General features: G+C 69.8%; 15 protein-coding genes and 1 riboswitch. Of the genes, 9 read left to right on the top strand and 6 right to left on the bottom strand.

Going from position 1 to position 15,728, the window contains the following annotated elements:
• Positions 1–98: 98 nt before the first annotated feature.
• Together ACZ4RZ_RS33770 and ACZ4RZ_RS33765 are read right to left on the bottom strand one after the other, a co-directional pair.
• Complete coding sequence (locus ACZ4RZ_RS33770) at positions 99–1,487, bottom strand: alpha,alpha-trehalose-phosphate synthase (UDP-forming) (RefSeq protein WP_467750489.1); 1,389 nt, start codon at positions 1,485–1,487, stop codon at positions 99–101.
• A 148-nt stretch (positions 1,488–1,635) separates the two neighbouring features.
• On the bottom strand, positions 1,636–2,580 hold the full coding sequence (locus ACZ4RZ_RS33765) for a glucosyl-3-phosphoglycerate synthase (protein ID WP_467750487.1): 945 nt from the start codon (positions 2,578–2,580) through the stop codon (positions 1,636–1,638).
• 177 nt (positions 2,581–2,757) lie between these two features.
• A riboswitch (SAM riboswitch) is annotated at positions 2,758–2,904 on the top strand.
• A gap of 17 nt (positions 2,905–2,921) precedes the next feature.
• On the opposite strand from ACZ4RZ_RS33765, the gene thrC reads away from it, so the two are divergent.
• The 7 genes from thrC (at position 2,922) to ACZ4RZ_RS33730 (ending at position 10,640) form a co-directional block, all read left to right on the top strand.
• A complete protein-coding gene (thrC, locus tag ACZ4RZ_RS33760) occupies positions 2,922–4,217 on the top strand; it encodes a threonine synthase (protein ID WP_467750485.1) in 1,296 nt (431 codons plus the stop codon).
• Positions 4,214–4,489 (top strand): MoaD/ThiS family protein, encoded by a 276-nt coding sequence (locus tag ACZ4RZ_RS33755; protein WP_189186171.1) that lies wholly within the window; start codon positions 4,214–4,216, stop codon positions 4,487–4,489. The genes thrC and ACZ4RZ_RS33755 overlap by 4 nt, the downstream gene beginning before the upstream one ends.
• A 449-nt stretch (positions 4,490–4,938) precedes the next feature.
• Positions 4,939–5,142 (top strand): cold-shock protein, encoded by a 204-nt coding sequence (locus tag ACZ4RZ_RS33750; protein WP_005315736.1) that lies wholly within the window; start codon positions 4,939–4,941, stop codon positions 5,140–5,142.
• Between the two features lie 318 nt (positions 5,143–5,460).
• Positions 5,461–7,083, top strand: a complete 1,623-nt coding sequence (gene groL / locus ACZ4RZ_RS33745; RefSeq protein WP_467750483.1) for a chaperonin GroEL — start codon at positions 5,461–5,463, stop codon at positions 7,081–7,083.
• A 297-nt stretch (positions 7,084–7,380) separates the two neighbouring features.
• Positions 7,381–8,502: an NADH:flavin oxidoreductase gene (locus tag ACZ4RZ_RS33740; RefSeq protein WP_467750481.1), complete on the top strand. Its 1,122-nt coding sequence runs from the start codon at positions 7,381–7,383 to the stop codon at positions 8,500–8,502.
• Positions 8,503–8,767: 265 nt separating this feature from the next.
• Positions 8,768–10,264 carry an MFS transporter gene (locus ACZ4RZ_RS33735; protein ID WP_467750479.1) on the top strand — a complete coding sequence of 499 codons (1,497 nt, stop codon included), beginning with the start codon at positions 8,768–8,770 and terminating at the stop codon, positions 10,262–10,264.
• 175 nt (positions 10,265–10,439) lie between these two features.
• A complete protein-coding gene (locus ACZ4RZ_RS33730) occupies positions 10,440–10,640 on the top strand; it encodes a hypothetical protein (RefSeq protein WP_467750478.1) in 201 nt (66 codons plus the stop codon).
• Positions 10,641–10,763: 123 nt separating this feature from the next.
• Here ACZ4RZ_RS33730 and ACZ4RZ_RS33725 read toward each other — a convergent pair whose 3' ends face one another.
• The 4 genes from ACZ4RZ_RS33725 to ACZ4RZ_RS33710 form a co-directional block, all read right to left on the bottom strand.
• Positions 10,764–11,354 carry a hypothetical protein gene (locus ACZ4RZ_RS33725; protein ID WP_467750476.1) on the bottom strand — a complete coding sequence of 197 codons (591 nt, stop codon included), beginning with the start codon at positions 11,352–11,354 and terminating at the stop codon, positions 10,764–10,766.
• Entirely contained in the window at positions 11,351–12,781 is a 1,431-nt protein-coding gene (locus ACZ4RZ_RS33720; protein ID WP_467750474.1) for a PTS transporter subunit EIIC, read from the bottom strand. Before ACZ4RZ_RS33720 ends, ACZ4RZ_RS33725 begins: the two co-directional genes overlap by 4 nt.
• Before the next feature lie 131 nt (positions 12,782–12,912).
• The gene (murQ, locus tag ACZ4RZ_RS33715; RefSeq protein WP_467750472.1) at positions 12,913–13,857 is read right to left on the bottom strand and encodes an N-acetylmuramic acid 6-phosphate etherase; all 945 of its coding nucleotides are present in this window, start codon (positions 13,855–13,857) and stop codon (positions 12,913–12,915) included.
• A 124-nt stretch (positions 13,858–13,981) separates the two neighbouring features.
• Positions 13,982–14,908: a MurR/RpiR family transcriptional regulator gene (locus ACZ4RZ_RS33710; protein WP_467750470.1), complete on the bottom strand. Its 927-nt coding sequence runs from the start codon at positions 14,906–14,908 to the stop codon at positions 13,982–13,984.
• Between the two features lie 55 nt (positions 14,909–14,963).
• Between ACZ4RZ_RS33710 and ACZ4RZ_RS33705 the strand changes: the two genes are divergently transcribed.
• Both ACZ4RZ_RS33705 and ACZ4RZ_RS33700 read left to right on the top strand, forming a co-directional pair.
• Entirely contained in the window at positions 14,964–15,347 is a 384-nt protein-coding gene (locus ACZ4RZ_RS33705; RefSeq protein WP_467750468.1) for a hypothetical protein, read from the top strand.
• Positions 15,344–15,616 (top strand): DUF4031 domain-containing protein, encoded by a 273-nt coding sequence (locus tag ACZ4RZ_RS33700; RefSeq protein ID WP_467750466.1) that lies wholly within the window; start codon positions 15,344–15,346, stop codon positions 15,614–15,616. The genes ACZ4RZ_RS33705 and ACZ4RZ_RS33700 overlap by 4 nt, the downstream gene beginning before the upstream one ends.
• Positions 15,617–15,728 lie beyond the last annotated feature (112 nt).

Here is a 15,728-nt window from a genome sequence, read left to right as displayed (position 1 = left end):
GTTGGACTCCGCGACCGCCGCAGCCGTTGTCACTGTGGGCAGTCGTTCCGCGGGGCCGGAGCGGGTGGGCACAGCCACCAACGCCGGGAGCCTTGCAATCAGGCGTCCAGCTCGTGCAACTGCTCAAGGAACCACTGGGCCGGCGGCAAAGCCGTGGCCGCGGCAGCCAACCGCTTCGTACGCTCGGCCCGCTCGCCGAGGGACATGGACAACGCCTCGTGCAACGCGCGGGCGGTACCGATCACGTCGTACGGATTCACAGAAATCGCATCCTCGCCCAGCTCCTCGTACGCCCCCGCCTCCCGCGACAGCACCAGCACGCACCCCTCGTCGGAGACGACCGGCACCTCCTTGGCGACGAGGTTCATGCCGTCCCGGATGGGGTTGACGAGGGCCACGTCGGCGAGCCGGTACGCGGCCAGGGAGCGGGCGAAGTCGTCCTTGACGTGCAGCAGGACCGGAGTCCAACCGGCCGTCCCGTACTGCGAGTTGATCTCCTCGGCGAGACGCTGCACCTCCGCCGTGTAGTCGCGGTACACGGCGAGGTCCTGCCGGGACGGGTACGCGAAGGCGACGTGCACGACGCGTTCGTGCCACGCCGGGTGGTCGTCGAGGAGCCGGCGGTACGCCAGCAGTCCGCGCACGATGTTCTTCGACAGCTCGGTCCGGTCGACCCGCACGATTGTTTTGCGGCCGTCGCCGATCTGCTCCCGCAGGGTGGCCATCCGCTCCTCGACGTCCGCCTCGTGCGAGCGTCGCCGCAGGAAGTCCGCGTCCGCGCCGAGCCCGTGCACACCGACCCGGGTGTCACCGAGCCCGCCGACGAGGTCGGCGGCGCACGCGGTGAACGCGTCCGCCCAGCGCCTGGTGAGGAAGCCGAGCCGGTCCGCGCCCAGCATCCCGCGCAGCACCTGCTCGGCGATGTCGTCCGGCAGCATCCGGAAGTAGTCCACCGGCGCCCACGGTGTGTGCGAGAAGTGCCCGATCCGCAGGTCGGGGCGCAGCTCACGCAGCATCCCGGGCACGAGGGTCAGGTGGTAGTCCTGTACGACCACCACGGCACCCCGGGCCGCCTCGTCGGCCAGCGCCTCGGCGAACGCGCGGTTGTACGCCTCGTACGACGCCCACTGGCGCCGGAACTCCGCGTCGAAGACCGGCTCCAGCGGCGTCTGGTACAGCATGTGGTGGACGAACCACAACACGGAGTTCGCGATGCCGTTGTACGCGGCGGCGTGCACCTCGGCGTCGATGTCCAGCATGCGTACGCCGTCCTCGCCGACCCCGCGCCGCACCGCCTCGCGGTCCCCGTCGCCGAGCGCCGAGCACACCCACAGGGCGCCCGCGTCCGGCCCGATCGCGGACAGGCCCGAGACCAGCCCGCCGCCACCGCGCTTGGCGTGCAGCGAACCGTCCTCGCGCACTTCGTAGGTGACCGGGCCGCGGTTGGAGGCGACCAGGATCCGGTGGGCACCGTGCGTTGAAGCCATGCCACGCGTTGAAGCCATGCCTCGAAACCTAGCCCGGCACCGAAACGCTCAAACGTTCCCCTCGGCTGTATGCAATGCGGTGCCGTTCGTCATCCGCAGGCCGGTGGGGGCTGGTCGCGCAGTTCCCCGCGCCCCTTGGGGGCGCGCTCTACGCGGCCTTCCGTTTCTGGTACTCGGAGATTTCCACCATAGGAGGGCGTTCCTCCGTGTCAACGGAGTGGGTGCGCGGCTCGAAACCGTCCTCCCCCCGCTCGAACTGCGTGAGCGACGGGCGGATCATGTGGCCGCGGGCCAGGCGCAGCTGGGCCGTGCGGTAGATCGCCGCGGCCATGCGGCCCAGCGCCTGTCCGTCCTGGTGACGGTGCTTGCGGACGCCCACGTCGACCTGGGCGAGGGCGTCCAGGCCCACCAGGTGCAGGGCGTCGACGAGCATGCCCAGCTCGACGCCGTATCCGACGGGGAACGGCAGCTGTTCGAGCAGGGAACGGCGGGCCGCGTACTCGCCGCCGAGCGGCTGGACGAAGCCCGCGAGCTGCGGCCAGTGCATGTTCAGCAGGGGGCGGGCCATCAGCTCGGTGACGCGGCCGCCCTGGCCCGCGGCCTGACCCAGGGGACGGTCGTACATCGCCTTGACCAGGTCCACGCCCGGTTCGGTGAGCAGTGGGCCCACGATCCCGGAGACGAAGTCGGACGAGAACTCCTTGAGGTCCGCGTCGATGAAGCAGACGATGTCCCCGCCCGTCACGAGGAGCGACCGCCACAGGACCTCGCCCTTGCCGGGCACGGCCGGGATGCGCGGCAGGATCTCGTCCCGGTGCACGACTCGCGCGCCCGCGGCGGCGGCGACCTCGGAGGTGCGGTCCGTCGAGCCCGAGTCGACGACGACGATCTCGTCGACGAGAGGCACCTGCTCCATCAGATCGTGGCGGATGACCGCGACGATCTCGCCGACGGTCTCCTCCTCGTTGAGCGCGGGCAGCACGACACTGACCGTCGACCCTGTGGTGCGTTTGGCGGCCATGAGCTGGTGGAGCGGGCGATCGGTCACGGACCAGGAGCGTGTGCTCAGCCAGCGCTCGACTTCCTTCAGCACAGTCTGCGGCTCCTCACTGTCTGATCACCCGTTGTCTCACGGTGTGATCCATCTCGCGGTTCGGACGACTATCTCAACTGTCCTGGCCTTCGGTTACAGTCTTGAACAACGCGGATGACCATCGCATTGCGTAGATCGTCGGCGCGCATGGTGATCAATAGTTCAACAACCGAATACCGCTCATCCAGAGGGGCAGAGGGATACGGCCCGTTGAAGCCCCGGCAACCCTCCAGCCGGTCTTGTCACGTTGACGTGGCGAGGCTCCCGGCTAGGGAAGGTGCCAAATCCGTCTCACGGCGAAGTGCGTCGTGAGGAAGATGAGGAGAAAGGGCCTCGCCTCCATGGCTGCGCAGACTGTTGCAAGCACCACCAACACCGTAGACGCCGTTGATCTCGGCCCCGCCGCCGCGCTTTCCTGCCGCGAGTGCGGGCACCGCGTCCCGCTCGGCCCGGTCTTCGCCTGCGAGGAGTGTTTCGGCCCGCTGGAGATCGCGTACGACTTCTCGGCCTACGACACCGAGGAACTCCGCAAGCGTATCGAAGCGGGCCCCGCGAACATCTGGCGCTACGCGCCCCTCCTGCCCGTCCCCGCGGACGTCGCCGAGAAGCCGAACATCAACCCCGGCTGGACCAAGCTCGTCAAGGCCGACAACCTGGCGCGCGAGCTCGGTGTCGACGCCGGCAAGCTCTTCGTCAAGGACGACTCCGGCAACCCGACGCACTCCTTCAAGGACCGCGTCGTAGCCCAGGCCATCGAGGCCGCGCGCGCCTTCAACTTCACCACCCTCTCCTGCTCCTCCACCGGCAACCTCGCCGGCGCGGTCGGCGCCGCCGCCGCCCGTGCCGGCTTCCGCTCCTGCGTGTTCATCCCGCACGACCTGGAGCAGGGCAAGGTCGTGATGGCCGCGATCTACGGCGGCGAGCTCGTCGGCATCGAGGGCAACTACGACGACGTGAACCGCTTCTGCTCCGAGCTGATCGGCGACCCGGCCGGCGAGGGCTGGGGCTTCGTCAACGTCAACCTGCGGCCGTACTACGCGGAGGGCTCCAAGACCCTGGCGTACGAGATCTGTGAGCAGCTCGGCTGGCGACTGCCCGACCAGCTGGTCGTCCCGATCGCCTCCGGCTCCCAGCTCACGAAGATCGACAAGGGGCTGCAGGAGCTGATCAAGCTCGGCCTCGTCGAGGACAAGCCGTACAAGATCTTCGGCGCCCAGGCCGAGGGCTGCTCGCCGGTGTCCGTCGCCTACAAGGCCGGGCACGACGTCGTACGGCCGCAGAAGCCGAACACCATCGCCAAGTCGCTCGCCATCGGCAACCCGGCCGACGGTCCGTACGTCCTCGACATCGCGCGCCGCACGGGCGGTGCGGTGGAGGATGTCAACGACGAGCAGGTCGTCGATGCGATCAAGCTCCTTGCGCGGACCGAGGGCATCTTCGCCGAGACGGCGGGCGGTGTGACCCTCGGCGTCACGAAGAAGCTGATCGAGAACGGCCTCCTCGACCCGACCCTGACCACGGTCGTCCTCAACACCGGCGACGGCCTCAAGACCCTGGACGCGGTGGCCGGCACAGGCCTGACCGCGACCATCCGCCCGAACCTGGACTCCTTCCGAGAGGCTGGCCTCGCATCATGAGCGTCAACGTCCGCATCCCCACCATCCTGCGCACCTACACCGGCGGCCAGGCCGAGGTGACGGCCGAGGGTGGGACCCTCGCCGAGGTCATCGCCGACCTGGAGAAGAACCACACGGGTATCGCCGCGCGCGTTCTGGACGACCAGGGCAAGCTGCGCCGCTTCGTCAACGTCTACGTCAACGACGACGACGTGCGGTTCGAGCAGGGTCTGGAGACGGCGACGCCGGACGGTGCGGGCGTGTCGATCATCCCGGCCGTCGCGGGCGGCTGAACCGTCACCCAGGGTGAGATTGTTACCGTAGGTAACGCTCATCACTAAGAGTTCATCGAATTGCCCCCTCCGTGAGAGAAACGGAGGGGGCAATTCTGCATGGTTGAGCGCGGTAGAGTTGGGGAACCTGCTTCGCCTTTCATGCCGGACGCATATGAGTATCTGCGCGAGACCCGACAAGAAGTAGCCAAAGTGCCCCGCCTTTTTGAGCCGTTTATGGCATTTACGGGGCCCGACTTGCCCTGAATCTTCTCGAATTCTCCGCATATTACCGATCGGCCGTGCCCAGAATTCTCGTCCGATTGACCTGTTGCAGACGGCAGTTGGACAGATACATTCAGCCGCGGTCGACGCGTTCCGGCGCACACCCCCAACCGTTGGGGGGTGAGGTCTGACCCGGATCCGCGAAGTGTGGATCTGTGCAAGGGCCAGTAATAGGGGAGTTAGGCATGGCTCAGGGCACCGTCAAGTGGTTCAACGCGGAGAAGGGGTACGGCTTCATCGCGGTCGACGGTGGTGCGGACGTCTTCGTGCACTACAGCGCGATTCAGATGGACGGCTACCGCACCCTTGAAGAGGGTCAGCGAGTGGAGTTCGAGATCTCGCAGGGCCAGAAGGGTCCGCAGGCGGACATGGTCAAGCTCGCCGTCTGATCCCGGCGCGAACGGCCACCGACGCACTCACGCCGAGGGGCCCGCATCCCATCAGGGACGCGGGCCCCTCGTGCGTTCCCGGACCCGCCCCCGTTCGCGCCGCCGGGCCCGCTCCCGTTAGTGAGAGGCGCTTGCACTCGCAGGGGCCGAGTGCTAATCATTGGCGTTAGCACTCTCCGAGTGAGAGTGACAGAACTTGGATCGGGCCGGCGAGGCCCGCAGGCCTGTGGGGCAAGGAACCACAGGGTTTGCAGGCCGTCCGTCGCGGGCGCGGGCGCGATCCGGAGCAATCCACCCCGTCCGGGAGGACCACTTCACATGGCCAAGATCATCGCGTTCGACGAGGAGGCACGGCGCGGTCTCGAGCGCGGGATGAACCAGCTCGCCGACGCCGTCAAGGTCACCCTTGGCCCCAAGGGCCGGAACGTCGTCCTCGAGAAGAAGTGGGGCGCCCCCACGATCACCAACGATGGTGTTTCCATCGCCAAGGAGATCGAGCTCGAGGACCCGTACGAGAAGATCGGCGCCGAGCTGGTCAAGGAAGTCGCCAAGAAGACGGACGACGTCGCCGGTGACGGTACGACCACGGCGACCGTTCTCGCCCAGGCGCTGGTCCGCGAGGGCCTGCGCAACGTGGCCGCCGGTGCCAACCCGATGGCCCTCAAGCGCGGTATCGAGAAGGCCGTCGAGGCCGTCTCCGGTGCCCTGCTCGAGCAGGCCAAGGATGTCGAGACCAAGGAGCAGATCGCTTCCACGGCCTCCATCTCCGCCGCCGACACCCAGATCGGCGAGCTCATCGCCGAGGCCATGGACAAGGTCGGCAAGGAAGGCGTCATCACCGTCGAGGAGTCCCAGACCTTCGGTCTGGAGCTGGAGCTCACCGAGGGTATGCGCTTCGACAAGGGCTACATCTCGGCGTACTTCGCCACCGACATGGAGCGTATGGAGGCCGTCCTCGACGACCCGTACATCCTGATCGCCAACTCGAAGATCAGCAACGTCAAGGACCTGCTGCCGCTCCTCGAGAAGGTCATGCAGTCCGGCAAGCCGCTGCTGATCATCGCCGAGGACGTCGAGGGCGAGGCCCTGTCGACCCTGGTCGTCAACAAGATCCGTGGCACCTTCAAGTCCGTCGCCGTCAAGGCCCCGGGCTTCGGTGACCGCCGCAAGGCCATGCTCGGCGACATCGCCATCCTCACGGGCGGCGAGGTCATCTCCGAGGAGGTCGGCCTCAAGCTGGAGAACGCGGGTCTGGACCTGCTGGGCCGCGCCCGCAAGGTCGTCATCACCAAGGACGAGACCACGATCGTCGACGGCGCCGGCTCCGCCGACCAGGTCGCCGGCCGGGTCAACCAGATCCGTGCCGAGATCGAGAACTCGGACTCGGACTACGACCGCGAGAAGCTCCAGGAGCGCCTGGCGAAGCTGGCCGGCGGCGTGGCCGTCATCAAGGCCGGTGCCGCCACCGAGGTCGAGCTCAAGGAGCGCAAGCACCGCATCGAGGACGCCGTTCGCAACGCGAAGGCGGCCGTCGAGGAGGGCATCGTCGCCGGTGGTGGCGTGGCCCTCATCCAGGCCTCCGCGGTCTTCGAGAAGCTGGAGCTCGAGGGTGACGAGGCGACCGGCGCCAACGCCGTGAAGCTCGCCCTGGAGGCCCCGCTCAAGCAGATCGCCGTCAACGGTGGTCTCGAGGGTGGTGTCGTCGTCGAGAAGGTGCGCAACCTTCCCATCGGTCACGGTCTGAACGCCGCGACCGGCGAGTACGTCGACATGATCGCCGAGGGCATCATCGACCCGGCGAAGGTCACGCGCTCTGCCCTGCAGAACGCCGCCTCCATCGCCGCGCTGTTCCTCACCACCGAGGCCGTCATCGCCGACAAGCCCGAGAAGGCCGGCGCGGCCGCTCCGGGCGGCATGCCGGGCGGTGACATGGACTTCTGATCGACCTCTGGTTGATCACTGTCCTTACGTTCCGAGGGCGGTACCCCCACTCCCAGGGGGTGCCGCCCTCGGGCGTTTTCGGGGTGCTGCCATCAGGCGATTCCGGGGTGCTGCCGTCGGGTGGATCCGGGGTGCTCCAGTCGCGCGTGTGCGGGATCACAGGAATGGGCCGTGGGGCGGCGGAATGTCGTGGCGGGTGGGGCAGTTGTCGTTCACGGGCGGTCGATGCATGTGCACATACCGCCCGGAATCCCTTAACTGCTCGACACTGATCGACCTCTCCGAGGAGCCCCCTTCGTGACTGCCACCGCCGCCTCGCGCGCAGCCGAGATCCTGTCCCGCCCCGTCTCCCTGAACGGCCTGACCGTCCCGAACCGCATCGTGATGGCCCCGATGACCCGGCAGTTCTCGCCGGGCGGCGTACCGGGGGAGGACGTCGTCGGGTACTACGCCCGCCGTGCCGCCGCGGGCGTGGGTCTCATCGTCACCGAGGGCACGTACGTGGGCCACGATTCGGCCGGGCAGAGCGACCGCGTCCCGCGTTTCCACGGTGAGGAGCAGCTGGCGGGCTGGACGAAGGTCGCCGACGCCGTGCACGCGGCGGGTGGCACGATCGTGCCGCAGCTGTGGCACATCGGCATGGTGCGCAATCAGGGTGAGCCGCCGTTCGCGGACGCCCCGGCGGTCGGCCCCTCCGGCATCGGCTCCGAGGGTGCCGACGTCACCGGCAAGGCCATGACGCAGACCGACCTGGACGACGTGGTCGGCGCCTTCGCGTCGGCCGCGGCCGACGCCGAGCGCATCGGCTTCGACGGCGTAGAGCTGCACGGCGCCCACGGCTACCTCATCGACCAGTTCCTGTGGGAGGGCACCAACCGCCGCACGGACGCGTACGGCGGCGACTCGGTGGCCCGTACGAAGTTCGCGGCGGAGATCGTGGCCGCAGTGCGCGCGGCGGTCTCGCCGGACTTCCCCGTCCTCTTCCGTTACTCGCAGTGGAAGCAGCAGGCGTACGACGCCCGGCTCGCCGAGACCCCGGAGGAGCTGGAGGCGATCCTGACGCCGCTCGCCGCCGCCGGAGTGGACGCCTTCCACGCCTCCACCCGCCGCTACTGGCTCCCGGAGTTCGACGACTCCGACCTGAACCTGGCCGGCTGGACGAAGAAGATCACCGGCAAGCCCGCCATCACCGTCGGCTCGGTCGGCCTGGACGGTGAGTTCCTCAAGGCCTTCCAGGGAGAGGGCTCCTCGGTCAGGGGCATCGACGACCTGCTGGACCGCCTGGAGCGCGACGAGTTCGACCTCGTCGCCGTGGGCCGCGCGCTGCTTCAGGACCCGGAGTGGGCGGCGAAGGTCCTCGACGGACGATTCGCGGACCTGGCGGCATACGACGCGGCGGCTCTGAAGACCCTCAGCTGAGCTGGAAGAGTTCTCAGCCCCCGCCGCCCCTACCCGGCGGGCGGTTGCAGCGCAGTTCCCCGCGGCCCGTCAGGGGCGCGGGGAACTGCGCAATCTTTTAGGGGGTCTGGGGGCGCAGCTCCCAGGTACGGGACGGGCAGGGGCGGCGGGGGCGAGAAAACACACGGCGCGCCCCCCGCTTCGAACACTTCTCTTGCTTAAGTCAATCAATCGTGATTAAGTTTGAGTAAGTCAAGCAATCTTGCCGTCGCCCGGAGGCCCCGCCATGTCCGACGCACTCGCCCGATCCCCCGAGGCGGGGAGCTCCGCTCCGCCGAGGTCGAACGCCGTGGTCGCGGTCCTGGCCCTCGCCGGAATCGTCGTCTCGCTGATGCAGACCCTGGTGATCCCGATCGTCCCGGAGCTGCCGAAGTACCTCGACGCCTCGGCGTCGAACACCGCCTGGGCGGTCACCGCCACGCTGCTCGCCGCCGCCGTGGCCACCCCGGTCGCCGGGCGCCTCGGCGACATGTTCGGCAAGCGCCGCCTGCTGCTGGTCAGCCTCGTGCTGCTGGTGTCCGGCTCGGTTGTCTGCGCGCTCAGCGACTCCCTCGTCCCGATGATCATCGGCCGCACCCTCCAGGGCCTGGCCGCCGCCGTCGTCCCGCTCGGCATCAGCATCATGCGGGACGTCCTGCCCGCCGAACGCCTCGCAGGGTCCACCGCCCTGATGAGCGCCTCCCTCGGTGTCGGCGGCGCGCTCGGCCTGCCCGCCGCCGCCTTCATCGCCGACAACTTCGACTGGCACATCCTGTTCTGGACCTCGGCCGCCCTCGGCGTCGTCGCGGTCGCGCTCGTCCTGACGATCGTGCCCGAGTCCACGGTGCGCACCGGCGGCCGCTTCGACCTGATCGGCTCCGCCGGTATGGCGGTCGGCCTGGTCTCCCTGCTGCTGGCCGTCTCCAAGGGCAGCGACTGGGGCTGGACCAGCGGCACCACCCTCGGCCTGTTCGCGGTGGCCGTCGTCGTCCTGCTGGCCTGGGGCGTCTACGAGCTGCGCACCAGCCAGCCGCTGGTCGACCTGCGCACCACCGCTCGCCGCCAGGTGCTGTTCACCAACCTCGCCTCGATCGCCTTCGGCTTCTCGATGTTCGCCATGTCCCTGGTTCTGCCGCAGCTGCTCCAGCTGCCCGAGGCCACCGGGTACGGCCTGGGCAAGTCGATGATGACCGTCGGTCTGGTCATGGCCCCGCAGGGTCTGGTCATGATGGCCATGGCGCCCCTCTCCGCCGCCATCACCAAGACCAAGGGGCCCAAGATCACCCTCATGTTGGGCGCCGTCATCGTCGCCGCCGGCTACGGCCTCAACATCCTGCTGATGTCCGAGGTCTGGCACCTCGTCCTGGTCTCCTGCGTCATCGGCGCCGGTGTCGGTTTCGCCTACGGTGCGATGCCCGCCCTGATCATGGGTGCGGTGCCCGCCTCCGAGACGGGCGCCGCCAACAGCCTCAACACCCTGATGCGGTCCATCGGCACGTCTTTCGCCAGCGCCCTCGCCGGCGTCATCCTCGCCCAGATGACCACCACGTTCGGCAGCACCGCCCTGCCCTCCGAGAACGGCTTCAAGGTGGTCATGGCCATCGGTGCCGGTGCGGCGATCCTCGCCTTCGTCCTCGCGTCCTTCCTGCCGGGCCGGCGTGCGGCCGGGGCGGACGCGGCGCCCGCGGGGCCGGGCGACGAGCAGACCGAGGATGCCGCTGAGGTCTCCGGGGCGAAGGCGTAAACCCTCGATGGACTCAGGGCGGTCGCCGTCGCGCGTGGGTGCGACGGCGACCGCCCGGCCGTTCCTTGCCGAGTCCGTACCTGGCTATGTCCGCCCTGGTCGCGCTGGGCCGCTGCAACGTGGGCACGGCGCAGAAGCTGACCGCCGTGCTGCGAAGGCTGGGCGGCGGCGAGTCATGACCGGGGAGTACGTGGTCGACGTACGGGACGGGCGGGTCGGCCAGGTCATGGGGCGCGAGGGCGGCTACGTACAGCTGCGGCCCGTGGCGGCGGGCGTTGCGTGGGACTGTCCACCGGAGGCGGTGGGCGAGGCGCCACCGGCGGAGGTGCTACGCGGGCGGGTGCGGCGCCTCAACCGGGAGGGCCGGCTCCCGTGAGGTCGGTGGGGGAGGGACGGACTGGCGGATGCGGGCCAACCCGAGCGGCGGAGGCTGGGATTCGGCGCGTGAGCGTGGCCCACATCCGCCAATCCATCCTTCCCGCCCACCTGGGGGCTTCGGCTACAGATTGCCCATCGGTTCGATGTCGATCCTCACCGGGGTGCCCCAGATGCGCAGGACCTCGTAGTCGGTGAACTCGTGGACCAAGCGGTAGGCCATGCCGGGGCGGGGGGTGCGGCGCTCGGCGGCGAGGTAACGCTCGGCCTCGTGGCGGTCGCGGCGGGGGGTGCCGCAGAGCTGCCACGCCTGGCCGTTCCAGACTTCCGGGAGCCAGCGCTGCTGGGGCTGGGGACGGTCGCCGCGGACGCCGTAACGGGACATGGTGCGCTCGGGGGTCTCGTCCGGGCCGGTGGCGCGGCCGCCGTGCGAGTAGGCGTCGTTGACCTCGGAGCGGCGGGCGGCGCGGCGGCGGGTCTCGCAGAGCAGGCAGAGGTCGGCGGCGCCCTCGTCGACCGGCCCGTTCGGGTGCTCGGCGCAGCGGGTCGTGGGCGCCGCCGTCGTCACCGTCTCGTCGAGCAGGTCCAGCGCCCGCTTCAGGTCCGCCTTGACCTCGTGCAGCTTTGCGTCGGGGGTGTCGGCGGTCAGCGCGTCACCGTGCTCACCGAGCAGACGCAGGGCTCGCCCCAGGGCGGTCAGCTGTGCGTGGTTCATGGCTCCACCTTTGCACGCGCCACTGACAACCCGGCAGGGCCGGTAGGGCCGGAGCGGTCGGTGAGGCCGGTGAGACCGAAGAAGTACGTCGCCGCGAAGCCGACCACGTATCCCGTGAGCAGTCCGCCCGCGTAGATCGCGGCCGTCAGGGCCAGGCCCCGGTTGCCGGAGAGCAGGGGGAACAGGGCCCAGCCCGACGGGCCGATGGCTGTCGAGCCGACCTTGTCGCCGAGCATCGAGAAGAGGCCCACGAAGGCGCCGCCCGCCGCTCCTCCCGCGCACGCCGTGATGAAGGGGCGGCCAAGGGGGAGCGAGACGCCGTAGATCAGGGGTTCGCCGACACCGAGGAGGCCCGCGGGGAGTGCCGACCTGATCGTCGTACGGATGGAGTGGTCGTGGCGGAGGCGGACATACACCGCGGCGGCCGCGCCGACCTGGCCCGCGCCCGCCATCGCCAGGACGGGGAGGAGGACGGTGTAGCCCTGCTGCTCGATGAGGGTGGTGTGGATGGGGATCAGGGCCTGGTGCAGGCCGAGCATGACGAGGGGGAGGAACAGGCCGCCCAGGATCAGGCCCGCGAAGGCGCCGGTGTTCTCCAGGAGCCAGTTCGCCGCTGTGCCGATGCCCGTGGAGAGCTCGCCCGCCGTGTACATCAGGGCGTAGAGCGTCACCAGGCCGGTGAGGAGCACGGTGAGGGTGGGGGTGACCAGGACGTCCAGCGTCTCCGGGACCCAGCTGCGGCACCACTTCTCGACGTACGTCCCCAGGAGCGCGGCCGCCAGTGCGCCCAGGACGCCGCCCTGGCCGGGAGCGAGCGTCATGCCGAACGCCGTCACCTTGGCGACGCCCGCGTACACGATCACCGCCGCCACCGCGCCGCCCAGGATCGGGGTGCCGCCGAACTCCTTCGCCGTGTTGTAGCCGACGAAGACGGCGATCAGGGCCATGAAGCCGGAGGCGATGGCGGCGAGGGCCGGGGTGATGGTCGCCAGCCAACCCAGGTTGATCAGCAGCCCGTTCAGGCCCGCGATGACGCCGCAGCCGATCAGGGCGGGGATCAGCGGGACGAAGATGTTCGCGATACGGCGGAGGAGGAGTTTGAGGGGGGTGGTGTTGCGTTGTCGCTGGGTTGCCTTCAGTTCGGCGCCCTTGGCCGCCAGTTGGTCGGCGGTGGTCGCCAGCAACGCCTCGAACTCCGGGGTCACTCGGGCGACCGTGCCCGGGCCCAGGACGATCTGGAACGTGTCGTCGTCGGCGACAATGCCGAGTACGGCGGGGAGTGCTCTGAGGGCGTCCTCCTGGACCTCGGTCCGGTCCCGGAGGCCCAGGCGTAGGCGGGTCATGCAGTGGGCCACGGAGGTGACGTTCGCGGGGCCGCCGACCAGGGGGAGGATCGCGGCGGCGGTGGTGTGGGGGGAGGGGTTCACTGTGCGTTGGTCCTGGTTGCTCGGGGGTTGGGTGCGCTTGCCGGCGCTTGCAGGGTGTCGCTGTGCCCACCCGTTCCGCCCCAGCGGAACGACTGCCCACAGCTGGGACGTTGCCTACAGCCATGTGCGCCTCAGCGTGCTGCCGCCAGTGCCGCTCGCAGGTGGCCCTTGCTCTCGTCCAGGAGGTGGGCCGCCGTGGGGCCGTCCACGCCGCCCAGGATGGTCAGGATCGCGTTCTTCACCTCGCCGTCCGTGGCGGCCAGGGCCCGTTCGATTTCCTCGTCCGAGGCGCCGGTGGCGAGGGCGACGATGCGGCGGGAGCGGGCCCGCAGCTTCTCGTTCGAGGCGCGGACGTCGACCATCAGGTTCCCGTACGTCTTGCCGAGGCGGATCATGGTGATCGTCGAGAGCATGTTGAGGACGAGTTTCTGGGCCGTGCCCGCCTTCAGGCGTGTGGAGCCGGTCAGGAGCTCGGGGCCCACCACGACCTCGATGCCGTGGTCCGCGGCAGCGGCGAGCGCGCTGTCCGCGTTGCAGGACAGACCGATCGTCAACGCGCCTCGCGCGCGGGCGTGTTCGACGGCGCCGACGGCGTACGGGGTGCGGCCGGAGGCGGAGACGCCGACGACCGTGTCGTCGGGGGTCAGCCCCAGTCCGGAGAGGTCCTGCGCGGCCAGCTCCTTGGAGTCCTCGGCACCCTCGATCGAGGTGATCATGGCGGTCGGGCCGCCCGCGATCAGGCCCACGACCTCGGACGGGTCGGTGTTGAAGGTGGGCGGGCACTCGGAGGCGTCCAGGACGCCGAGGCGGCCCGCGGTGCCCGCGCCCGCGTAGATGAGGCGGCCGCCGCGGGACATGCGGTCCGCGATGTCGTCGATGGCGGCGGCGACGAGCGGGAGCTGCGCCGCGACGGCCGTCGGCACGGTCGCGTCCTCGCCGTTCATGATCTTCGCGATCTCCAGGGTGGCCAGCTGGTCGATCTCGGCGAGTTCGGGGCGGAACGCCTCGGTGGTCAGCGACTCCAACTCGGCCCTCAGGCCACGGTAGTTGGAGGAGGCGTCGGCGGTTGAGGTCATGGAGGACGGCTCTTTTCCGTGCGGTACGACGACTTTCCTGTGCTGCGAGAAGCAGGGCCCCGTTGGAGAAGAGAAACAGAGGGGAAGCGGAAGGGAAGAGATGGTCCGGTGGGTGCTCGGCGGGCTAGCGGTGTCCCCCGCCGCGCGGCGTGTGGCGGTGCGCCAGGGCCTCGTACGAGGCGGACAGCGCCGGCGCCGCCGTCTCGTACGTCCGCTGGGCCACCCCCACGAACAGACAGTCCACCACCAGCAGCTGGCTCGTGCGCGACGACATCGCCGCCGGGCGCAGCTCGCTCTCGCGGGCCGTCGACGTGGTGAGGATGTGGTCCGCGTACTGCGTGACGGGACCGCCGGGGCGGCCGGTGATCGCCACCGTCGTCGCCCCGTGCTCGAAGGCGACCCGGAGCGGTTCGATGACGTCGCCGGTCGAACCGGAGTGGGTGATGGCTATCGCCACGTCCTTGGCGCGCAATTGCACCGCGTTGGTGACGGCGAGGTGCGGGTCGCTGTGCGCGTGGGCTATGAGCCCGATGCGCATGAGCTTCTGGAGGAGGTCCTGGGCGACCAGGCCGGACGCGCCGACGCCGTAGATGTCGATGCGGCGGGCCGCGGCGATCGCGGCGACCGCCGCGCCGAGCTGGACGGTGTCGAGCCCGGCGGCGGTGTCGGCGAGGGTCTGCTGCTCGTCGTACGCGAGTTTCGCGACGACGTCTGCGATGGGGTCGTCGACCGCGATGTCGGCGGTGACGGCGGGCGCGCGCCCCGACTGCTGCTGGGCGGCCAGTCCGGCGAGCGCCAGGCGCAGATCCCGGTAGCCGGGGTAGCCGAGCAGACGGGCGGTACGGACGACCGTCGCCTCGCTGGTGCCGGTGAGCTCGGCGAGGCCGGTGACCGTGAGGGCCGCGCAGCCGGCCGGGTCGCCGGCGACGGCCTCGGCGACCCGCTGCATGGAGCGGGTCATCGACGGGGCGAGCGTCCGCACCTTGGCCGCGAGGGCGGCGGGGGCGGGCGGCGCCTCTCCCGCGAAAATTTCCTTCACGTCATGGGTCACATCTGAAAGATATTTTCCGTTGGGGCATACGGTCAAGGGTGCGCACAATGGGTGCATGGACCCCATCAGCCCCCTGGAGCAGGCGTTGCACGCGGCTCGCGCCCTCGTCCTCGCCGATCTCGTCGCCGGTGAGGTGGCCGAGGCGGACGTCGTCTCGCTGGTGGAGGAGTCGGTGGTGCAGCGCCGCTGGTGGGTCGAGCAGTGGCCGGAGGGTGCGGACTACGTCGCCGGGCTGGTCGCCCAGGACGTGCAGGACGCGTTGCTGGAGCGGTACGGCCGGTGGCCGCTGTGCCCCGTCTGCGGCTCCGGTGACCCGCATGCCCTCGACGTCGAGCCCGAGTTGGGGCCCGACCCGCACTGGGTGTGCCACAAGGTGGGCGTGAAGGTCGCCTCGGTGGGCTCCCTCGGCTCAGCGACGGGCGGGATCCCGTCCTCGTGACCGTCTATATCGATCCGCCCACCTGGCCGGGGCACGGCCACATGTGGTCCCACCTGATCAGCGATGTCTCGTACGACGAACTGCACGTGTTCGCCGCGGAGTTGGGTGCGCCGCGGCGTGCGTTCGAGCGGGACCACTACGACATTCCCGCGCACCGGTACGAGGATGCCGTGCGGGCGGGTGCGGTGCAGGTCAGCAGTCGCGAGGTGGTGCGGCTGCTGTACGGGGCGGGGCTGCGGCGCCGCAAGCGTCCGGGGGTCGGTCGGTGACGGCAGGGGCGCAGGGTTTCTCGCCCCCTCCGCCCCTGCCCTCCCCCACTCTCGGCTTCGCTCGAGCGGGGGGACCCCCATCGTCCCTGGGGGCTGCCGCCCCCGGACCCCC

It is taken from the genome of Streptomyces sp. NPDC027189, from assembly GCF_055566975.1.
Note: the sequence above shows the minus strand (reverse complement) of the source record. Positions and strands in the feature narration are given on the sequence as shown.

Excerpts from the sequence above, each read along its gene's own strand:
- ACZ4RZ_RS33770 (WP_467750489.1), bottom strand. The coding sequence starts at position 1,487 with ATGGCTTCAACGCACGGTGCCCACCGGATCCTGGTCGCCTCCAACCGC.
- thrC (WP_467750485.1), top strand. The coding sequence starts at position 2,922 with ATGGCTGCGCAGACTGTTGCAAGCACCACCAACACCGTAGACGCCGTT.
- ACZ4RZ_RS33755 (WP_189186171.1), top strand. The coding sequence starts at position 4,214 with ATGAGCGTCAACGTCCGCATCCCCACCATCCTGCGCACCTACACCGGC.
- ACZ4RZ_RS33750 (WP_005315736.1), top strand. The coding sequence starts at position 4,939 with ATGGCTCAGGGCACCGTCAAGTGGTTCAACGCGGAGAAGGGGTACGGC.
- groL (WP_467750483.1), top strand. The coding sequence starts at position 5,461 with ATGGCCAAGATCATCGCGTTCGACGAGGAGGCACGGCGCGGTCTCGAG.
- ACZ4RZ_RS33735 (WP_467750479.1), top strand. The coding sequence starts at position 8,768 with ATGTCCGACGCACTCGCCCGATCCCCCGAGGCGGGGAGCTCCGCTCCG.
- ACZ4RZ_RS33730 (WP_467750478.1), top strand. The coding sequence starts at position 10,440 with ATGACCGGGGAGTACGTGGTCGACGTACGGGACGGGCGGGTCGGCCAG.
- ACZ4RZ_RS33725 (WP_467750476.1), bottom strand. The coding sequence starts at position 11,354 with ATGAACCACGCACAGCTGACCGCCCTGGGGCGAGCCCTGCGTCTGCTC.
- murQ (WP_467750472.1), bottom strand. The coding sequence starts at position 13,857 with ATGACCTCAACCGCCGACGCCTCCTCCAACTACCGTGGCCTGAGGGCC.
- ACZ4RZ_RS33705 (WP_467750468.1), top strand. The coding sequence starts at position 14,964 with ATGGACCCCATCAGCCCCCTGGAGCAGGCGTTGCACGCGGCTCGCGCC.